The 19,239-nt window shown below is 44.3% G+C and carries 16 protein-coding genes and 1 pseudogene; 14 read left to right on the top strand and 3 right to left on the bottom strand.

Annotation, left to right across the window (positions count from 1 at the left end):
- Nucleotides 1-28: 28 nt before the first annotated feature.
- Entirely contained in the window at nt 29-1,753 is a 1,725-nt protein-coding gene (poxB, locus tag PSF28_RS12435) for a ubiquinone-dependent pyruvate dehydrogenase (RefSeq protein WP_109912383.1), read from the bottom strand.
- Nucleotides 1,754-2,574: 821 nt separating this feature from the next.
- Here poxB and proP point away from each other — a divergent pair.
- The 3 genes from proP to PSF28_RS12420 all read left to right on the top strand — a co-directional run bounded on the left by proP (nt 2,575) and on the right by PSF28_RS12420 (nt 6,080).
- On the top strand, nt 2,575-4,077 hold the full coding sequence (gene proP / locus PSF28_RS12430; RefSeq protein WP_004262894.1) for a glycine betaine/L-proline transporter ProP: 1,503 nt from the start codon (nt 2,575-2,577) through the stop codon (nt 4,075-4,077).
- A 169-nt stretch (nt 4,078-4,246) separates the two neighbouring features.
- Nucleotides 4,247-5,689 (top strand): deoxyribodipyrimidine photo-lyase, encoded by a 1,443-nt coding sequence (gene phrB, locus PSF28_RS12425; protein WP_272685139.1) that lies wholly within the window; start codon nt 4,247-4,249, stop codon nt 5,687-5,689.
- 79 nt (nt 5,690-5,768) lie between these two features.
- Nucleotides 5,769-6,080: a monooxygenase gene (locus tag PSF28_RS12420; RefSeq protein WP_272685138.1), complete on the top strand. Its 312-nt coding sequence runs from the start codon at nt 5,769-5,771 to the stop codon at nt 6,078-6,080.
- 34 nt (nt 6,081-6,114) lie between these two features.
- Here the strand turns inward: PSF28_RS12420 and PSF28_RS12415 are convergent.
- Nucleotides 6,115-6,885, bottom strand: a pseudogene (locus tag PSF28_RS12415) (class I SAM-dependent methyltransferase); the annotation flags it as partial.
- Between the two features lie 89 nt (nt 6,886-6,974).
- On the bottom strand, nt 6,975-9,038 hold the full coding sequence (gene paaZ / locus PSF28_RS12410) for a phenylacetic acid degradation bifunctional protein PaaZ (RefSeq protein ID WP_272685137.1): 2,064 nt from the start codon (nt 9,036-9,038) through the stop codon (nt 6,975-6,977).
- Nucleotides 9,039-9,360: 322 nt separating this feature from the next.
- Between paaZ and paaA the strand changes: the two genes are divergently transcribed.
- From paaA to paaK, 11 genes are all read left to right on the top strand, one after another.
- Nucleotides 9,361-10,299, top strand: a complete 939-nt coding sequence (gene paaA / locus PSF28_RS12405) for a 1,2-phenylacetyl-CoA epoxidase subunit PaaA (RefSeq protein WP_247605394.1) — start codon at nt 9,361-9,363, stop codon at nt 10,297-10,299.
- A gap of 31 nt (nt 10,300-10,330) precedes the next feature.
- On the top strand, nt 10,331-10,618 hold the full coding sequence (gene paaB, locus PSF28_RS12400; protein WP_004262911.1) for a 1,2-phenylacetyl-CoA epoxidase subunit PaaB: 288 nt from the start codon (nt 10,331-10,333) through the stop codon (nt 10,616-10,618).
- 10 nt (nt 10,619-10,628) lie between these two features.
- Complete coding sequence (gene paaC, locus PSF28_RS12395; protein WP_210838542.1) at nt 10,629-11,387, top strand: 1,2-phenylacetyl-CoA epoxidase subunit PaaC; 759 nt, start codon at nt 10,629-10,631, stop codon at nt 11,385-11,387.
- 4 nt (nt 11,388-11,391) lie between these two features.
- Nucleotides 11,392-11,901 carry a 1,2-phenylacetyl-CoA epoxidase subunit PaaD gene (paaD, locus tag PSF28_RS12390; RefSeq protein ID WP_210838540.1) on the top strand — a complete coding sequence of 170 codons (510 nt, stop codon included), beginning with the start codon at nt 11,392-11,394 and terminating at the stop codon, nt 11,899-11,901.
- 10 nt (nt 11,902-11,911) lie between these two features.
- Nucleotides 11,912-12,970, top strand: coding sequence for a 1,2-phenylacetyl-CoA epoxidase subunit PaaE (gene paaE / locus PSF28_RS12385; protein WP_210838538.1), 1,059 nt, complete (start codon nt 11,912-11,914; stop codon nt 12,968-12,970).
- 8 nt (nt 12,971-12,978) lie between these two features.
- Nucleotides 12,979-13,752, top strand: a complete 774-nt coding sequence (paaF, locus tag PSF28_RS12380) for a 2,3-dehydroadipyl-CoA hydratase PaaF (protein ID WP_272685136.1) — start codon at nt 12,979-12,981, stop codon at nt 13,750-13,752.
- A 2-nt stretch (nt 13,753-13,754) separates the two neighbouring features.
- Complete coding sequence (gene paaG, locus PSF28_RS12375) at nt 13,755-14,549, top strand: 2-(1,2-epoxy-1,2-dihydrophenyl)acetyl-CoA isomerase PaaG (protein WP_272685135.1); 795 nt, start codon at nt 13,755-13,757, stop codon at nt 14,547-14,549.
- Between the two features lie 2 nt (nt 14,550-14,551).
- Nucleotides 14,552-16,102: a 3-hydroxyacyl-CoA dehydrogenase gene (locus tag PSF28_RS12370; protein ID WP_272685134.1), complete on the top strand. Its 1,551-nt coding sequence runs from the start codon at nt 14,552-14,554 to the stop codon at nt 16,100-16,102.
- Nucleotides 16,099-16,539, top strand: coding sequence for a hydroxyphenylacetyl-CoA thioesterase PaaI (paaI, locus tag PSF28_RS12365; protein ID WP_004266152.1), 441 nt, complete (start codon nt 16,099-16,101; stop codon nt 16,537-16,539). Before PSF28_RS12370 ends, paaI begins: the two co-directional genes overlap by 4 nt.
- Complete coding sequence (gene pcaF, locus PSF28_RS12360; protein ID WP_272685133.1) at nt 16,536-17,738, top strand: 3-oxoadipyl-CoA thiolase; 1,203 nt, start codon at nt 16,536-16,538, stop codon at nt 17,736-17,738. The genes paaI and pcaF overlap by 4 nt, the downstream gene beginning before the upstream one ends.
- 118 nt (nt 17,739-17,856) lie before the next feature.
- Nucleotides 17,857-19,167: a phenylacetate--CoA ligase PaaK gene (gene paaK, locus PSF28_RS12355; protein ID WP_094960845.1), complete on the top strand. Its 1,311-nt coding sequence runs from the start codon at nt 17,857-17,859 to the stop codon at nt 19,165-19,167.
- Nucleotides 19,168-19,239: the final 72 nt, after the last annotated feature.

Below are 19,239 nucleotides of genomic sequence, written 5' to 3'. Positions count from 1 at the left end.
GGGCTTTCCCGCTATTCACAATAATGACTTAACGTAGCCAGTTTGTTTTCACTAATTGAACGACTTCATCACCGCGACCACTCATAATCGCTTTTAACATATATAGGCTAAAGCCTTTTGCTTCTTGTGCTGCGATTTCTGGCGGCATAGACAGCTCTTGTTTGGCAGTCAAGACATCAACCACCACTGGCCCATCATGGGCAAAAGCTTCTTTTAATGCACCGTCTAGATCTTCACTTTTTTCAACCCGGATGCCTTTGATACCCGCGGCATTCGCAATCGCTGCAAAGTTAGGGTTCTGTAAATCCGTTCCCGCTGTCAAGAAACCTGCCACTTTCATTTCCATGGCCACAAAACCAAGTACGCCATTGTTATGAATGATGATTTTTACTGGTAATTGCATTTGGGAAAGAGAGATAAAATCTCCCATTAACATACTGAAACCACCATCGCCACACATTGCAACCACTTGGCGTTTTTTATCAACGGCTTGTGCACCAATAGCCTGTGGCATCGCATTCGCCATTGACCCATGGTTAAAGGAGCCGATTAAACGGCGCTTACCGTTCATTTTCAAGTAACGGGCTGCCCATACTGTCGGAGTTCCTACGTCACAGGTGAAAATCGCGTCATCAGCGGCTAATTCACTAATTTTTGTTGCGAGGTACTGTGGATGTATTAATCCCTCATGACCCGGTTTAGCGAGGTCATCTAACCCTTTTCGAGCCTCTGCATAATGTTTTAAAGCGCCATCAAGGTGTTTTGTATCCTGTTTAGCTTCTAAGTGTGGCTGTAATGCATCCAATGTTGCTTTGATATCACCAATCAGGCCCATATCTATATGGCAATGAGAACCCAAACTACCTGCATTAATATCAACCTGAATAATTTTAGCTTCGCTTGGATAGAAAGGACGGTATGGAAATTGTGTCCCTAACAAAACAACCGTATCTGCGTTCATCATCGCGTGGTAACCCGATGAAAAACCTATCAAGCCTGTCATTCCAACACTGTATGGGTTATTCCATTCAATATGTTCTTTACCACGTAACGCATGTACTACCGGTGCTTTTAGTGTTTCTGCTAGCTTAACCACTTCATCGTGAGCGCCTGCGCAGCCATTTCCACAGAATAACGTGATATTCTTAGATTGATTCAGCAATTCGGCGAGTTTTTCGATTTCACTCCGCTGAGGCATAATAAGTGGCGCTTGTGGCTGATACCATGTTTCTTTCGCTGATTCTGGTGCATCTTTTAGCGCAATATCCCCCGGTATTACGACCACTGATACCCCTTTATTCAAAATTGCTTTACGCATAGCGATGCCAAGGACCTGTGGAATTTGCTCTGGGTTAGAGACCATTTCACAGTAATGGCTGCATTCACGGAATAATTCAGTTGGGTGAGTTTCTTGGAAATAATTACTACCAATTTCGCTGGATGGGATATGAGCAGCAATCGCCAATACGGGTACGCGATTACGGTGGCAATCATACAACCCATTAATAAGATGCATATTTCCTGGCCCGCAAGAGCCTGCACATACGGCTAAATTACCGGTTAGCTGAGCTTCTGAACCCGCAGCAAAGGCAGCCACTTCCTCATGACGAGTTCCTAGCCACTCAATAGCGCCTTGACGACGCAAGCTGTCGGTTAAGCCATTTAACGAGTCTCCTGTAACGCCCCAAATACGTTTAACACCTGCATTATCAAGTACTTTTGCAATATAGGATGCAACACTCTGTTTTTTCATAATGGCACTCTTTTAAGTCGGATGTGATACCCTTGATATCTTGCAGTACAAAATATGAAGGGTATTTTTAGATGCATAACAACATTCAAAATAGAATTTTGTCATACTCGCTTATATCAAACCCAATATCGACAATAGATTGATTGTAACTAAGTAAATTCCTCATTCCTACTCATCAAATTAAATATAAAATAGAACAGCATAATCCACCGTTATTATCAAAAGAAGAGGATAGCAACAAGATAAATAAATAGATGAGTTATTAATAGCTTAAGCAAAACAAGAGCATCGTAAAAGGATGGGGTTATCTTCATATATTCTTCATCGCAACAATACCATTATTTCGACCATATTAAATTGCTAACCTTATATATTTATGACAGGCTAAAACTCACCTATCAAAATGTATTAAATTGATTTTAAACAATTTATTTTACACTATCCTTTCCTGAGCCTCTATTTTTTCAATTATTCAGTTCAATCATTATATTACTAACACAAAATCCTACTAAGACATATGAATTAGTATAAAACACCTATATTTTACATTTGTTCGATATTAATGTAGTATTAGTACTGTATTTTTTAACTCAAGGTGGCTTTTTTGCTGTATTCAAAAGACAAACGCTCTCATTATTCTACCCATTACGTACCTATTTTAGCCTGTTATTTCAGCTCTACATAAAAACACTAAAAACTTATCTATTACGTAAACAACGTCTATTCTAAATAATAAGGTTTTATATTTTACCGATGTATGAAAACCCACATCTTAAATGCTGTTGTTTCGGTTATTGAAATTAAAATAAGAGGATGGTTTCATGAGATTCAAGAAGAAAAAAGAAAAACCGTTAAATATTAGTGATATTACTATTATTGATGACGGTAAACTCAAAAAAGCAATTACCGCGGCTTCGCTGGGTAATGCGATGGAATGGTTTGATTTTGGGGTATACGGTTTCTTAGCCTATGTTCTAGGTCAGGTTTTCTTTCCGGACGCATCACCGAGCGTACAGATGATTGCCGCATTAGCCACTTTCTCCGTGCCTTTCTTAGTTAGGCCATTAGGGGGGGTCGTTTTTGGTATCTTAGGTGACAAATACGGCCGTCAAAAAGTCCTTTCGATGACGATTATCATCATGGCAGTCAGTACCTTCTGTATTGGTTTGATTCCATCCTATGAGAGCATCGGTATCTGGGCCCCCATTCTGTTATTAATTGCTAAGTTAGCTCAAGGTTTCTCGGTAGGTGGTGAATATTCTGGTGCCGCAATCTTTGTTGCTGAATACTCACCAGACCGTAAACGTGGCTTTATGGGAAGTTGGTTAGACTTTGGCTCTATCGCCGGTTTTGTCTTAGGTGCGGGTGTCGTAGTACTAATTTCCAGTATCGTTGGGGAAGCTAACTTCCATGATTGGGGCTGGAGAATTCCGTTCTTCTTAGCGTTACCGTTAGGGATCATCGGGTTATATCTACGTCATTCACTGGAAGAAACTCCTGCGTTCCAACAACATGTTGAATCGTTAGAAAAACAAGATAAAGCCAATATTCAAAATCCACCAAAAATCTCAGTACGTGAAGTGGCGACTAAGTATTGGAAAAGCTTGATGATTTGTGTTGGCTTGGTTATCGCAACCAACGTGACTTACTATATGTTGCTGACCTACATGCCAAGTTACTTATCACACAACCTGAATTACTCTACTGACCATGGTGTGCTAATTATTATTGCAATTATGATTGGTATGTTATTTGTTCAACCGATTATCGGTTTAACCAGTGATAAAATTGGTCGTCGCCCATTTGTCATTACCGGTAGCGTAGGGCTGATTTTATTGGCATACCCTGCGTTTATGTTAATCAACAGTGGTTCTGTTGGCTTAATTTTCCTGGGTTTATTGATTTTAGCGGTGCTGTTGAACTGTTTTACAGGGGTTATGGCTTCCATTTTACCCGCGATTTTCCCAACTCATATTCGTTACAGTGCGTTAGCTATTGCCTTTAATATTTCAGTATTAATTGCCGGTGCGACACCGACTGTTGCGGCATGGTTGGTCGAATCAACTACTGACTTATACATGCCAGCGTATTACTTAATCGTGATTGCTTTAATTGGTTTATATACGGGTATCAGAATGCCAGAAACGGCGAATAAACCATTACGCGGAGCAACACCTGCTGCATCAGATAAAGCCGAGGCAAAAGAAATTCTTAGCGAGCACTTTGACAATATTGAGCAGAAAGTTGAAGATATTGACCAACAAATTGCTGAGCTTGAGAAAAAACGCCAATCCTTAATCAATCAGCATCCTAAATTAGATTAAATATGAAAGGGCCGTTTACCGGCCCTTTCAGGTTGTTGACAAAGCGGGATAAAAGCGTGGTTTTTCCCGCTTTGTGTTATCAGCCGAAATTCAATAAATTGATTTTCCTAGTTTATTTTCAAAACCTATTGTTTTGATTCCAACAAAACATCAACCAAGGAGGGAGGTAATGGCAGCCAAACACGTTTGTCATCTTATCTGGTTTCGCAATGATCTGCGGGTCACCGATAACAAAGCGCTTTCCTCCGCCTGTGCAGACCCAGATGCGAAAGTCATTGCCCTTTTTACTGCAACCCCTAAGCAGTGGCAACAACATGATATGGCTGAGCGACAAATCTCATTCATTCACCAAAACCTTGCTGAACTGCAAAATTCACTCGCTGAGCTTGGTATTCCACTGGTTTGTCAAACTGTGGCTGATTTTGCCGACGCAGCACAATGGGTACTCGATTACGCAAAGGCACAACAGGCTGATGCCTTGTTTTTTAATCGGCAATATGAGTGGAACGAAAAACAACGAGACGAGTGGTTAATCAATCAACCTCATGGGTTGCATATCCATGCTTTCGATGACTATTTATTACTGCCACCGGGCTCTGTGACTACCCAAAAAAGGGAGATGTATCAAGTCTATACTCCCTTTCGCCGAGCCTTCCTCACCCAGCTCACCGTGACAGATTGCCGTTCACTGCGTGCCCCAGAAAAACGAGCGGCCCCTATCAACATTGATAGGGCTTCACCGTTATTTCCGCATCAGCCAATTGAAGACTCCCAGCAATTTCCTGCTGGTGAAAAATCGGCTTTAACGCGACTCAGGCAGTTTTGCTCCCAAAAAGTCATCGATTATCAAAACGATAGAGATATTCCCTCTATTGATGGTACCAGCCAATTATCACCTTACCTCGCGGTGGGGGTGCTATCCCCTCGCCAATGCTTCAACCGATTACAAGCAGAGAATCCCCAAGTGTTAGATTACCCTGATAGTGGGGCGTTCTCTTGGTTAAATGAATTAGTCTGGCGTGAATTTTATTCACATCTTTTAGTCGCATTTCCACGTCTAAGCCGCCACCAACCATTTATTGAATGGACACAACATATTCACTGGAATGATTCTTCGACCGATTTTGCAGCATGGAAAACAGGACAAACGGGTTATCCTATTGTGGATGCGGCTATGCGCCAACTGAATACAACGGGTTGGATGCATAACCGTCTACGAATGATTGTGGCCAGTTTTTTAGTCAAAGACTTACTGATTGATTGGCGCAAAGGTGAAAAATACTTTATGAGCCAACTGCTTGATGGCAGCTTAGCCGCGAACAACGGCGGTTGGCAGTGGTCAGCCTCAACAGGCGTTGATGCCTCCCCTTGGTTTCGTATCTTTAATCCAACCACTCAAGGGAAGAAGTTTGACGCACAAGGGGCTTTTATTCGCCATTGGTTGCCCGAATTGCAGCAAGTGCCCGACAAATATATTCATACGCCACATGAATGGGCTGTAATCAGCAACACAGCGCTTAATTACCCAGAACCCATTGTTGACCATAAACAAGCTCGGTTAGCGACTCTAGCTGCATTTGAGGTAGGTAAACGTAATAGTTTGAAGCAATAAGTCGTTTGAAATACGATAAATAGCAAAGTTATTATTTGCTTTAAGGGTTACTATAGCGCTTCAATCATAAGGAGCAGATATGAGCGTTATTTTACAAGTTGATTTTCCGTATCAGGGGCCATGGGGCGATGAGATGATATCCGCAATGAATGATTTAGCGGAATCAATTAACCAAGAGCCGGGCTTTATTTGGAAGATTTGGACTGAAAACCCACAAACGCAAATGGCAGGTGGTGTGTATCTGTTTGCTTCAGAAACTGACGCACAAGCTTATCTCACCAAGCACAGCGCACGATTAAAATCCTTTGGTATTCCTGATGTTCGCGGTGCGATTTTTGCAGTAAATAACACGCTTAGCCAATTGAACCAAGCGCAGTTTTTAGCACAATAATTTTTATCACAACAATTTTTAGCGCAATAAATAGTTATTGGCACTGAAATTCAAACAACATCACATCTGAGGTAAATGAGCCATCTGCTTGTACTGCAAAGTGGCTTTTTACCTCATCACTTAATGTTCCTTGATAGTGACGGATAGCTTCGACGAATGGCTGTGGTGTCCGCATCCGTTCAACCCAACTGGTAAATTCCAATGCTAAACGGAAACTTTGCACCCGACGAACAAATAGCCCCGCACTATTAAACATGCCAGACCATTCTCCAGCAGAATAATCACGAATATGTGAGGTATCCCGAAGCACTTCGACCGTTTGTAAGTAAATATCCAATAATGGATGTCCCGGTGATACCACATCAATAAAGATGCCTTTTCCACCCGGTTTGAGCACTCGGCGCACCTCACGTAGTGCTTGTTCCACATCGTGCCAATGGTGTGCTGAGTAACGGCTAATCACTCGGTCAAAACAATGATCACCAAACGGTAGAGACTCCGCGGTCCCTTTGCAGGTGGTGATATTATTTAATTCACGTTCTTGTGCATTGTTAGCCACAACGTTGAGCATTGAGTCCGACAAATCATAAGCCGTCACTGACTTCACCAACGGTGCTGCATGAAAGCTGACATGCCCTGCACCACAGCCAAGGTCAAGCACATCTTCATCCTGACAACCTTGTAGCAATTGTTGCAAAACAAGTAGATCTTCACCTTGTGCATGAACTTGGCTGGTTAAATACGAATTGGCTTGCTGGTCAAATTGTTGATAAACCGCTTGGTGGTGCGTTTTCATCTTTGTTTCCCTACATTCTGTTGCTGGTCACTCATCACAACAGAAAATGATTGAAAAAGCACCTATTAGCTCAATAATTAATTCACGCTGTATAATGATTAATGAAAATCACCAACACGACGCTCCACTAGCGTTAAAATACTGTACAACGCCACAACGGTGTTGTCCTGATTAAACACTTGCACATCCCATTCAACAACGCCATTCGGCTTATCTTCAGCGAGTTTTTGCGTTTTTTTGATCTTTTTCTTACACGTTAGGCGAACTTGTATTGTGTCACCGATTTTCACGGGTTCAATAAAACGCAAACTTTCCATGCCATAATTGGCGATCACGGGCCCAACCCCTGCATCAACAAATAGCCCTGCTGCGGCTGAAACGACAAAATAGCCGTGCGCAATCCGTTCACCAAATAACGACTGTGCCGCACCAATTTTATCAACGTGAACATAAAAATTATCACCGCTGAGACAAGCAAAATTAGCAATATCTGCTTCTGTAACGGTACGCCTTGCGGTCAGTAACGTGTCGCCAATTGCTAAGTCTTCAAAATGTTTGCGGAAAGGATGAACCACATCAGCGATGGTATCTGCACCGCGGATCCATTGCTTAGTAATTGCCGTTAGCATAGAAGGGCTACCTTGAATAGCCGTACGCTGCATATAGTGTTTCACTGCTCTCAACCCGCCGAGCTCTTCGCCACCACCTGCTCGGCCTGGGCCACCGTGTACCAGTAATGGGAGCGGTGAACCATGTCCTGTGGACTCCGCAGCTGACGCTTCATTTAAAATTAACATTCGCCCATGTGCCCGCGCACTCGCACGAATGACCGCTTGTGCGACTTGTGCGTCAGCAGTGACTAACGTCCCCGCAAGGCTTCCTCCGCCTAAAATGGCTAACTGCACCGCCTGTTCGATATTGTCATAGCTCATTAATGTGGCGACAGGACCAAAAGCTTCAATTTCATGCACCGCTGTAGATATAAAAGGCTCTGCACAATACAACAACGTTGGCGGATAGAACGCCCCGTGCTGGCTATCTCCGCCAATAACATCCAGCTTTTCAAATTGCCCACCACATAGAACATCACAGCCATGATCACGTAAATAATTCACTTTATCTTGTACGTCTTGGCGCTGTTCTAAGTTAATCAATGCCCCCATTCTGACCCCTTCAACCGCAGGGTCACCCACCGTTGTAGCGGATAAGCGTTTCAATAATGCCTGCTTCACGTTTTCGAGCAGGTTTTTCGGCACAATAATACGACGGATCGCGGTACATTTTTGGCCTGCTTTTGCGGTCATTTCTCGAACGACTTCTTTAATAAATAAAGCAAATTCAGGCTGATCTGGCTGGACGCCATCACCTAAAATTGCACAGTTTAATGAGTCCGCTTCCATCGTGAAAGGGACTGATTTAGCCGTGATACGTGGATGCGATTTCAGCTTTTGCCCTGTACTCGCCGACCCCGTGAAAGTCACAACATCTTCAAAATCAAGGTGTTCAAACATATCGCCAACACCGCCGCAAACCAACTGTATAGCGCCATCAGGCACTAAACCGCTATCAACCATTAGCTTCACCATCGCCTGTGTTAACTGTGCTGAGGCGGTTGCGGGTTTGATGATGGCTGGCATGCCAGCAAGCCATGTGGGCGCCAATTTTTCTAACATTCCCCAACAAGGGAAGTTAAATGCATTAATGTGTAGGGCAACGCCACGGCGAGACGTTAAAATATGATGACCAATAAATTGCCCTTGTTTTGATAACGGGATCATTTCATCTTCTGGCCAAATAGTGTCATCTGGCAGCTCACGGTTAGCGAGCCCCGAATAAGAAAATAGTGTGGCAATTCCCCCTTCGATATCCACCCAGCTATCCGCTTTAGTTGCACCCGTTTGTGCCGAAATCGCATATAACTGGGCTTTATGCTCCAGTAGGTATTTTGCGAGTGCTTTGAGCATTTGCCCACGCTGCTGGAATGTCATCGCTGACAATACTTCGCCTCCCACTTGGCGACCATATTGCAAACTTTCAGCTAACGGCAGCCCTTCAGTCGTCACCGTATATAAGGTTTCATTCGTTAGCGCATGGTGAATTTTTCGCCCTTCGCCCTCACCTTGTACCCATTTACCCATAATGTAACTTGTTAAATGCTGCATATTCCTCTCCAGAAATAAAAACACCAATTCAAATTAGATAACAAATATGTATCATAAAAATAAGCATAGAAGCTAATTTAAATTTAACAAATCAAGAACAATTTTATATAAAATGCCAATTCCCATTAAAACCACACAAAAAACATTAATTTCAATTCATTGTTTTAATTGAAATTTAATTTATTGATTGTGAAGCCACTCGCAAAACAAGGTTAATGAACATTGATCTTTTTGTTAACAGTTTCTAGCATTGATGTTAAATATATATGATTCATTATTTTCACGCAAACAAACATTAACGAATCATTTAATGGAAAAATCAATGAGCGAGCAAAATCAGGCTAACTTCGAAGCCAAAATCGAAGCCGATATTTCCATCGAGCCCAAGGATTGGATGCCCGATGCGTATCGGCAAAACCTTATCCGCCAAATTGGCCAACATGCCCATTCAGAAGTCGTCGGCATGCTACCAGAAGCGAATTGGCTTACACGAGCACCGACATTGCGTCGTAAAGCAATTTTACTGGCCAAAATTCAAGATGAAGCAGGCCATGGTTTATACCTGTATAGCGCAGCCGAAACTCTCGGTTGCTCTCGTCAAGATATCTACCAAAAGTTACTTGATGAAAAAATGAAATATTCCTCCATTTTTAACTACCCGACATTAAGTTGGGCAGATGTAGGCGTGGTTGGATGGCTTGTCGATGGTGCGGCAATAGTGAACCAAGTAGCACTGTGCCGTGCCTCATATGGTCCCTACGCCAGAGCGATGGTGAAAATCTGTAAAGAAGAAAGTTTTCACCAACGCCAAGGTTATGAAGCTGTGATGGCGCTTGCGCAAGGCACCGATGAGCAAAAAGCCATGCTGCAAGATGCGATAAACCGCTTTTGGTGGCCCGTTCTCACGATGTTCGGTCCAAATGATTCGGACTCCCCACACAGCGCTCAAAGCATGGCTTGGAAAATCAAGCGCTTCAGTAATGATGAGCTGCGGCAAAAATTTGTTGATAACACCGTTCCGCAAGTAGAAGCGTTAGGTATGACGATCCCTGACCCTGATCTAGTTTGGGATGAAGACCTTGGCCATTACCGTTTTGGCGAAATCGACTGGGAAGAGTTTTATCAGGTGATTAAAGGCAATGGCATTTGTAATCACGAACGCCTTAGTGCAAAGCGCAAAGGGTGGGAAGACGGCGCATGGGTACGTGAAGGTGCAATGGCACATAGCCGCAAGCAAAAATCCGTTAAAACAGCGGCTTAATCACTGACCATTTTACAAAAAGGAAAACACCATGAGCAATCAAGATTGGCCTTTATATGAAGTTTTTGTCCGTAGTAAGCAAGGGCTTGCGCATCGCCATGTTGGCAGTTTACATGCGGCTGATGACCAAATGGCGCTGGAAAATGCCCGCGATGCGTACACAAGGCGCAGTGAAGGCTGCTCAATTTGGGTGGTGAAAGCCGCACATTTAATTGCCTCACAGCCTGAAGATAAAAGCACATTTTTCGACCCTGCGGATACCAAGGTCTATCGTCACCCAACCTTCTATACCATTCCTGATGGTATCAAAAACATGTAAGGGGCTTGCCATGAACCAACAAGAACAGCTCCACGATTACACACTACGCCTTGGCGATACCCCCTTAATTTTAGCGCAGCGCCTGTGCGAATGGTGCGGCCATGCTCCTGAACTCGAAATTGACCTTGCGCTATCCAATATCGGCTTAGATTTGCTAGGGCAAGCGCGTAACTTTTTAAACTATGCCGCGCAATTAAAAGGGCCTGAATGCGATGAAGACACCCTTGCCTTTTTGCGCGATGAACGAGAGTTCAGCAATTTATTATTAGTTGAACAACCCAACAATGGCTTTGATGACACTTTAGTACGCCAATTCTTTATGGATGCTTATCATGTTCCATTATATGAAGCGCTAATTCACAGCGGTGATAAACAACTGTCGGCAATCGCTGAGAAATCCCTCAAAGAAGCCGTTTATCACTTACGTTTTAGCCGTGGCTGGATAATTCGTTTAGGGGATGGCAATGAAGAAAGCCATCAACGAATTCAACGTTCAGTCAATGAGTTATGGCGTTTTACTGGCGAGCTTTTCCATGCTGATGACGTTGAAATTGCACTTAGTGAATCAGGTATCGCTGTTGACCCACGTTCTTTACAAGCCGCATGGTTAAACACCATTAACGAAACATTCACTGAAGCGACCCTCACTGTGCCAGAGAAAAAAGCGTATCGCTTAGGCGGCAAGCAAGGCAGCCATACCGAGCACTTGGGTTTGTTATTAACGCAATTGCAGTTTGTGCAACGTGCTTACCCAAACTGTCAGTGGTGATGTTATGGAACAGAGACTGCAACATCGCGAGCTCCAATCGCCCCAGGTTCACCAGATCTGGCAACAGCTCCACCAAATACCCGATCCTGAACTACCCGCACTCTCTATTACTGATCTTGGCATGATCCGCAATGTGCTACCGGCAGCTCAGGGCTGGAAAGTTATTTTTACACCTACTTATTCAGGTTGCCCAGCAACTGAATTTTTAATCAATGAAATCAAAACTGTTCTCGGTCATGCCGGTTTTCCAAACATCGACATCGAAATTCTGTTAACACCCGCTTGGACAACGGATTGGATGAACCAAGATGCGAAAAGACGCTTGCGTGAATTTGGTATCGCACCACCGCAAGGTACGTCTTGCGAGCACCCAGAACACAAAGGTGCGGTTCGTTGCCCACGTTGTGACAGCGAGCAGACTGAAAAAATTAGTGAATTTGGTTCCACTGCATGTAAGGCATTGTATCGATGCACTGAATGCTTAGAGCCGTTTGATTACTTTAAATGTATTTAGGGGCACCCATATGACTGTATTTCATCGTTTAAGTATTGCTGCCATTGAACGTGACACCCCTGATGCTGTCGCCATTACTTTTAATGTACCCGATGCATTACGAGAGCAATATCATTACCGTCCAGGGCAACACCTGACATTAAAAGCTGCTATCAATGGTGAAAACCTACGCCGCTGTTATTCCATTTGCAGCTCACCGGATGAAAACACGCTAAAAATTGGGGTGAAAGCGATTTACGAAGGGCGTTTCTCTAATTTCGTCAATCAAGAATTACAAGTTGGTGATAGCCTTGATGTGATGGTTCCACAGGGGCAATTTGGTTATCAACCCGCAGCAGATACCCACGCACATTACCTTGCCGTCGCGGCTGGCTCTGGGATCACGCCATTGCTCTCTATCATTAAAGCCACATTACAAACTGAGCCAAAAAGCAGTTTTGTTCTGATTTATGGTAATCGAAATAGCCGCTCAGTGATGTTTAAAGAGAGCATCTCAGACCTAAAAAATCGTTTTGCAACACGCTTCCAAGTTCTCTATCTATTCAGCCAAGAACAACAAGATAGCGAACTACTTAGCGGCAGAATTAGCCAACAACAACTCAGTGCCTTAAATAACACCTTATTGAATTTTAAACAATTTGACCGAGCATTTATTTGTGGGCCCGACAGCATGATGGATGAGGTTCACGACACTTTAGTCGGTTATGGCATGCCTAAAGAATATGTTCACACCGAGCGTTTCAATACTTCAGGCACTAAATTCAAACCTGCAATAGCCATGACTAGCGAAACACGCCAAGTCAGCATTCACCTTGATGGTAGAACCATGGACATCGCCATGGATAGCCAAGACGACAGTATTTTGGATGCCGCACTGCGCCAAGGCGCAGATTTACCCTACGCCTGTAAAGGCGGCGTTTGCGCAACCTGCAAATGTAAATTGCGCTCTGGTGAGGTGGAAATGGGGGTCAATTACAGCCTTGAGCCCGACCAAATCGCCGCAGGGTACATTCTCAGCTGCCAAGCGTGGCCAAAAGGCGATGGTGTTGTTTTAGACTTTGACGTGTAGGAACTTTAATGGAAAACCATTGGATTTTATCACAACAACATAACCGGGTTTTGACGCTGACGTTAAACCGCCCAGAAGTGCGTAATGCCCTGAGCACCGCCTGTTTAGAGTTGCTGGTTCAGCACCTCGAGCAAGCACAAATCAATGATGAAATCGGTGCGATTGTGGTCACCGGAAATCCGCGTTTTTTCGCTGCAGGAGCCGATCTTAAAGAACTACAGCAACAAACTGTTGCTAATGCGATCACCGATAAACGCCCCCAAGTTTGGCGCAGGTTATCCGCGATATCAAAACCCATTATTAGTGCTGCGAATGGTTATGCACTGGGTGCAGGTTTTGAATTATTACTCGCCAGCGACATCATTATTGCCGGTGAATCAGCTCGTTTCGGTTTACCCGAAATTACTCTGGGTTTAATGCCCGGAGCCGGAGGGACACAGCGTTTAATTCGTGCCGTGGGCAAATCCCTCGCCATGCAAATGGTACTAACGGGTGAACCAATCAATGCTAAACATGCGTTGCAAGCAGGGTTAATCAGTGAAATTTGTTTGGATGAATTGGTGCTAGAACGCGCCCAAAAACTGGCAGAGCGCATCGCAATGCATGCGCCTTTAGCCGTACAAGCCGCGAAAGCATCACTGGTGCATTCTCAAGAAAACCATCTTACCGAGGGGTTACAGCTTGAGCGTCAATATTTTGTGACTTTAGCGGGTACAAACGATCGACGTGAAGGGATCGAGGCATTCTTCGAAAAACGAAAACCTCAATTTACAGGACAATAATCATGAATAATGAAGCAATGATCCTCACTACGTTAGAAAATGGGGTTCTCACCGTCACTCTCAACCGCCCTGATAGGCTGAATAGCTTTAATGATGAAATGCATCACCAGCTCAGTGAGGCTATCAAAATAGCGGAACACGATAAAACTGTACGCTGTTTAGTGATCACCGGTGCAGGCCGTGGATTTTGTGCCGGGCAAGATCTGAATGATCGCAATGTGAGCGTGGGCAGTGACGCTCCTGATCTCGGATTCTCCGTTGAAACTTACTATAACCCCTTGATTCGCCGCCTAACCGCATTACCGAAACCGATTATTTGCGCGGTCAATGGTGTGGCTGCAGGTGCTGGCGCCGCCATTGCACTCGCAGGCGATATTGTCATTGCCGCAAAAAATGCCAGTTTTATTCAATCTTTTTGCCGGCTTGGCTTGGTCCCTGACTCCGGAGGAAGCTGGTTTTTACCTCAATTAACAGGCCATGCACGAGCAATGGGGATGGCATTATTAGGCGATAAAATAAGTGCGGAGCAAGCATTACAGTGGGGAATGATTTGGCAGGTCACTGAAAATGATGAACTCATTAATACCACTCAACAGCTCGCACAACACCTTGCAACCCAACCGACTTATGGCTTAGGGCTTATCAAAAAAGCCATTTATGCCGCGGCAACCAATACTCTCGATGAGCAACTCAACCTTGAGCGTGACTTACAGCGCCTTGGCGGTCGAAGTGAAGATTATCGCGAAGGGGTCAATGCTTTTTTAAATAAACGTGAACCCCAGTTCAAAGGATGCTAACCATGACATTACCTTTGAATCAGACTATCAACACCATCGCGGTGATTGGCGCTGGAACCATGGGAATTGGCATTGCGCAAGTGGCAGCAACAGCGGGGCTATCTGTCTTACTATTTGATGTGAACCAAGACGTATTAAGCCGTAGTTTATCAACAATGACCCAACGTTTACGCAAACGTGTTGAGCAAGGGAAAGCAAAACCAGAGGCCACTGAAGCAATTATCGCCAAAATCGCAGTGGTAAAAAGCCTCTCGGCACTGTCCGATGCGCAATTAGTCATTGAGGCCGTTGCTGAAAAGCTGGAAATAAAACAGGCAATTTTTAGTGAATTAGAAGCGATTTGTAGCAAAAATACGCTATTTGCCAGTAATACATCTTCATTATCAATTACCGCCATTGGACGACAGTTAACACACCCTGAACGCCTTGCGGGTCTGCACTTCTTTAACCCTGCCCCCGTGATGAAATTAGTTGAAATCGTTCGAGGGTTAGAAACATCTAACACCGTCATTGAACAGTTAAAAGCCCTGACTTTATCATTTGGAAAAGTCCCCGTGATTTGCCGTTCCACCCCCGGTTTTATTGTCAACCGAGTGGCTCGGCCTTTCTACGCCGAAGCAATGCGCGCCCTTGAAGAACAGATTGCGTCTCCTGCCACATTAGACAGCACAATACGTGACGCCGGTGGTTTTGCCATGGGACCATTACAACTAACTGATTTAATTGGCCATGATGTAAACTATGCGGTGACTGAATCAGTATTTCAGGCCTTCGGTTATGACCCGCGCTTTCAAACCTCATTAATGCAATTGGAACTAGTCCAAGCAGGCCATTTAGGCCGTAAATCGAAGCAAGGGTTTTATCATTATGATGATAATAAATCTCAGCCTTTACCTTCTGTTGCAGAAAAAATTCATCTTGACCAGCCCCAAAATATAAAAGCGTATGGCGATTGGCAGATATTTCCTGAGTTCGCGCAGCTTTTAACTGAAAATGGGATCTCTCTCGAAGGATTAACACAACATTCTGATCAATCCCCGACACTTATTGTTAATGACGTTATTATTATGTTAACGAATGGTGAATTGGTATCGTTACATGCGCAAACACAAAAACAAGCCGTCGTGCATTTTGACTTATCGGTAAATTACCTTGCCGCAACAACCATCACGTTAAGCTGTGCATCGCAAAATAATGCGCAACAAAACCAACAAGCTATCGCGTTTTTTCAATCATTAGGTAAACACGTAATTGTATTACCAGACTACCCAGCGCTGTTAACCATGAGGACAGTCGCGATGTTATGCAATGAAGCGTTAGATATCGTCAATAAGCGAATCGCAACGGCGTTAGATACCGATAATGCCATGTGTTTTGGCGTGAATTACCCTAAAGGTCCACTCGCTTGGGGCATGCAGCTAGGCTGGCAACGTGTGCTGTCAGTACTTGAAAATTTGGCTCAATTTTATGGCGACAGCCGTTATCGGCCAAACCCACTTTTAAGGCAATTAGCCGCAGGTTATCAATCTTTAACTTTCAAGGAGCTACCATGATTTCATTGCCAAACATTACGCTGGCTCAGCAATCAGCTCACATTATGTACCGTGATGATGCATGCGCAAAAGCGATGGGGATGTCCATTGAAAAAGTAGAGGAGGGCTTTGCGCAATTGAAAATGCCAATCACAGCACAGATGCTTAATGGCCATAAAACCTGCCACGGAGGGCAATTATTTAGCCTTGCCGACACCGCGTTTGCCTACGCCTGTAATAGCCAAGGGCATGCTGCCGTTGCTTCCATGTGCTCCATTGATTTTATTCGTCCCGGTTTTGAGGGTGACCTGCTTACCGCGACTGCCACGATGAAGCACCAAGGTAAACGTAACGGTTTATATGAAGTCGAGATAACTAACCAAGATGGCAAAACGCTTGCGCTGTTCCACGGTCGTTCTCATCGGTTAGGCCATCGTTTAACAGGAGAACAATCATGATAGATGCGTTTATTTGTGATGGTGTCCGTACTCCAATTGGCCGCTACGGTGGCGCTTTATCATCATTGCGTCCTGATGACCTTGCCACTGTTCCATTAAAAGCCTTAATGGAAAGGCACCCGCAACTCGATTGGTCATTAACTGACGACATCATTTTAGGTTGCGCAAATCAAGCAGGAGAAGACAACCGTAATGTTGCACGTATGGCGGGGCTGTTATCTGGGCTCCCTGTTTCCGTTTCTGGTACCACCATCAACCGCTTATGTGGTTCTGGGCTTGATGCCATTGCATTAGCAGCGAGAAGTATTAAAGCTGGGGAGTCTGGACTTATGATTGCCGGAGGCGTCGAGTCCATGAGCCGAGCGCCATTTGTGATGGGCAAACAAGAATCTGCATTCTCACGTCAAGCGCAAGTATTTGATACCACTATTGGCTGGCGGTTTATCAACCCACTGATGAAACAACAATTTTCCACAGATTCGATGCCAGAAACTGCAGAAAATGTGGCAGAAACTTACCAAATTAGCCGTGAAGACCAAGATGCTTTTGCATTACGTAGCCAACAACGCACTGAAACTGCCAAAGTTAACGGTATTTTTGCGCAAGAAATCATCCCTGTAACGGTTAAACAACGTAAAAAAGAATACATCGTCAGCGAAGATGAGCATCCAAGAGCAGAAACGACATTTGAACAACTACAAAAGCTAAAAACACCATTTCGCGATAACGGGACTGTTACAGCAGGTAATGCTTCCGGCGTTAATGACGGAGCTGCCGCACTGATTATCGCATCTGACACCATCGCCAAACAACAAGGGTTAACACCACGGGCTCGTATCATCGCTACAGCCACTTGTGGCGTTGAGCCAAGGTTGATGGGGATCGGTCCACTTCCTGCCTCGCAAAAAGTATTAAAAATGGCAGGGCTCACCATCGAACAAATGGATGTTATTGAACTAAACGAAGCCTTTGCCGCACAAGCACTTGCCGTTTTAAGGGGACTTGGTTTATCTGATGATGCCTCACACGTCAACCCTAACGGTGGGGCAATTTCGCTAGGCCATCCACTTGGAATGAGTGGAGCAAGGCTTGTTATTGCCGCTATCAATGAGCTACACCGCAGACAAGGTCGTTATGCATTATGCACCATGTGTATCGGGGTTGGCCAAGGGATAGCAATGATTATTGAACGAGTATGAACAACGTCTTAATACAAATAAAAACAGCCTGAAAACCCGACACCTGCTCAGGCAAATACCAGGAATGTCATGCATTAGCGTGAACTGGTAACCATAATAATTATGAGGACAGGCAATTATGAGCAATATACAAGATAGCATCGACCCAATTGAATTTGCATCGCGGGATGAAATCGAGTCTTTACAGTACTCTCGAATGAAGTGGACACTCACTCACGCCTATGAAAATGTCCCCATGTACCGCAAAAAATTCGATGATGCAGGGGTCCACCCTGACGATTTCAAACAACTGAGTGATATCGAAAAATTCCCTTACACGACCAAACAGGATTTACGTGAAAACTACCCATTTAGCACCTTTGCCGTGCCAATGGACCAAATCATCCGTATTCATGCCTCTTCAGGAACAACTGGGCGCCCAACTGTGGTCGGTTACACCCAACGAGACATCGATAACTGGGCTGACCTGATTGCGCGTAGTTTACGTTCTGCAGGCACTGTCCGAGGCGATAAAGTCCACGTTGCTTACGGTTATGGTTTATTCACCGGAGGGCTAGGCGCCCACTATGGCGCAGAACGCCTAGGAGCCGCAGTCATTCCTATGTCAGGTGGGCAAACTGAAAAACAAGCGCAACTGATCGCTGATTTCAAACCCGATGTGATCATGGTAACACCCTCTTACTGCTTGAGTATTATAGATGAGCTAGAAAAAATCATGGGTGGAGACGCTAGTAAGTGCTCACTTAGATTAGGTGTCTTTGGTGCTGAACCTTGGACTGAATCCCTCAGAACAGAAATTGAAACCCGCCTTGGTATCAAAGCATTAGATATTTACGGCTTATCTGAAGTGATGGGGCCCGGTGTCGCTATGGAGTGCGCGGACTCAGGAGAGAGTGGCCCAACTATCTGGGAAGACCATTTTTATCCAGAAATTATTTCCCCCAATACCTTAAAAACATTAGGAGCGGGTGAGCATGGTGAGTTAGTGTTTACTACCCTGACAAAAGAAGCCATGCCTGTTATTCGTTACCGAACTCGCGACCTTACCCACCTGATGCAGGGGGTCAATCGTAACATGCGTCGAATTGGTAAAATCACCGGACGTTCCGATGACATGATGATTATTCGTGGCGTGAATGTATTTCCTTCTCAAATTGAAGAACAAATCATGCAATTTAAGGAGCTTTCTCCCCATTACCAATTAGAAATCGGTCGTCAAGGCAATATGGACAACTTATCTGTCCGTGTTGAGCTAAAACACCCTGAACAACTCACTTATGATGAACGCTGTAATATCTGCCACCATTTAAAGCATCGAATCAAATCGATGGTGGGTATTAGCACCCGTATTAGTATTGTAAATTGTGGTGATATCCCACGTTCTCAAGGTAAAGCCGAACGGGTAATTGATACTAGAATTGCGATTTAATTCAAATTATTAAGGCATATTGGAATGAACGACTCTGATATGCCTTAATCTCTGAAATCGTGCGAAAACAGG

This window comes from Providencia sp. PROV130 (assembly GCF_028482225.1).
GTDB classification, from domain to species: Bacteria; Pseudomonadota; Gammaproteobacteria; order Enterobacterales; family Enterobacteriaceae; genus Providencia; species Providencia rettgeri.
Note: the sequence above shows the minus strand (reverse complement) of the source record. Positions and strands in the feature narration are given on the sequence as shown.

What these genes read in the sequence shown, in the direction of transcription:
- proP (WP_004262894.1), top strand. Translation starts at nt 2,575, where the DNA reads ATGAGATTCAAGAAGAAAAAAGAAAAACCGTTAAATATTAGTGATATT.
- PSF28_RS12370 (WP_272685134.1), top strand. Translation starts at nt 14,552, where the DNA reads ATGACATTACCTTTGAATCAGACTATCAACACCATCGCGGTGATTGGC.
- paaD (WP_210838540.1), top strand. Translation starts at nt 11,392, where the DNA reads ATGGAACAGAGACTGCAACATCGCGAGCTCCAATCGCCCCAGGTTCAC.
- paaE (WP_210838538.1), top strand. Translation starts at nt 11,912, where the DNA reads ATGACTGTATTTCATCGTTTAAGTATTGCTGCCATTGAACGTGACACC.
- paaK (WP_094960845.1), top strand. Translation starts at nt 17,857, where the DNA reads ATGAGCAATATACAAGATAGCATCGACCCAATTGAATTTGCATCGCGG.
- poxB (WP_109912383.1), bottom strand. Translation starts at nt 1,753, where the DNA reads ATGAAAAAACAGAGTGTTGCATCCTATATTGCAAAAGTACTTGATAAT.
- paaB (WP_004262911.1), top strand. Translation starts at nt 10,331, where the DNA reads ATGAGCAATCAAGATTGGCCTTTATATGAAGTTTTTGTCCGTAGTAAG.
- paaC (WP_210838542.1), top strand. Translation starts at nt 10,629, where the DNA reads ATGAACCAACAAGAACAGCTCCACGATTACACACTACGCCTTGGCGAT.
- phrB (WP_272685139.1), top strand. Translation starts at nt 4,247, where the DNA reads ATGGCAGCCAAACACGTTTGTCATCTTATCTGGTTTCGCAATGATCTG.
- paaF (WP_272685136.1), top strand. Translation starts at nt 12,979, where the DNA reads ATGGAAAACCATTGGATTTTATCACAACAACATAACCGGGTTTTGACG.
- paaG (WP_272685135.1), top strand. Translation starts at nt 13,755, where the DNA reads ATGAATAATGAAGCAATGATCCTCACTACGTTAGAAAATGGGGTTCTC.
- paaI (WP_004266152.1), top strand. Translation starts at nt 16,099, where the DNA reads ATGATTTCATTGCCAAACATTACGCTGGCTCAGCAATCAGCTCACATT.
- pcaF (WP_272685133.1), top strand. Translation starts at nt 16,536, where the DNA reads ATGATAGATGCGTTTATTTGTGATGGTGTCCGTACTCCAATTGGCCGC.
- PSF28_RS12420 (WP_272685138.1), top strand. Translation starts at nt 5,769, where the DNA reads ATGAGCGTTATTTTACAAGTTGATTTTCCGTATCAGGGGCCATGGGGC.
- paaZ (WP_272685137.1), bottom strand. Translation starts at nt 9,038, where the DNA reads ATGCAGCATTTAACAAGTTACATTATGGGTAAATGGGTACAAGGTGAG.
- paaA (WP_247605394.1), top strand. Translation starts at nt 9,361, where the DNA reads ATGAGCGAGCAAAATCAGGCTAACTTCGAAGCCAAAATCGAAGCCGAT.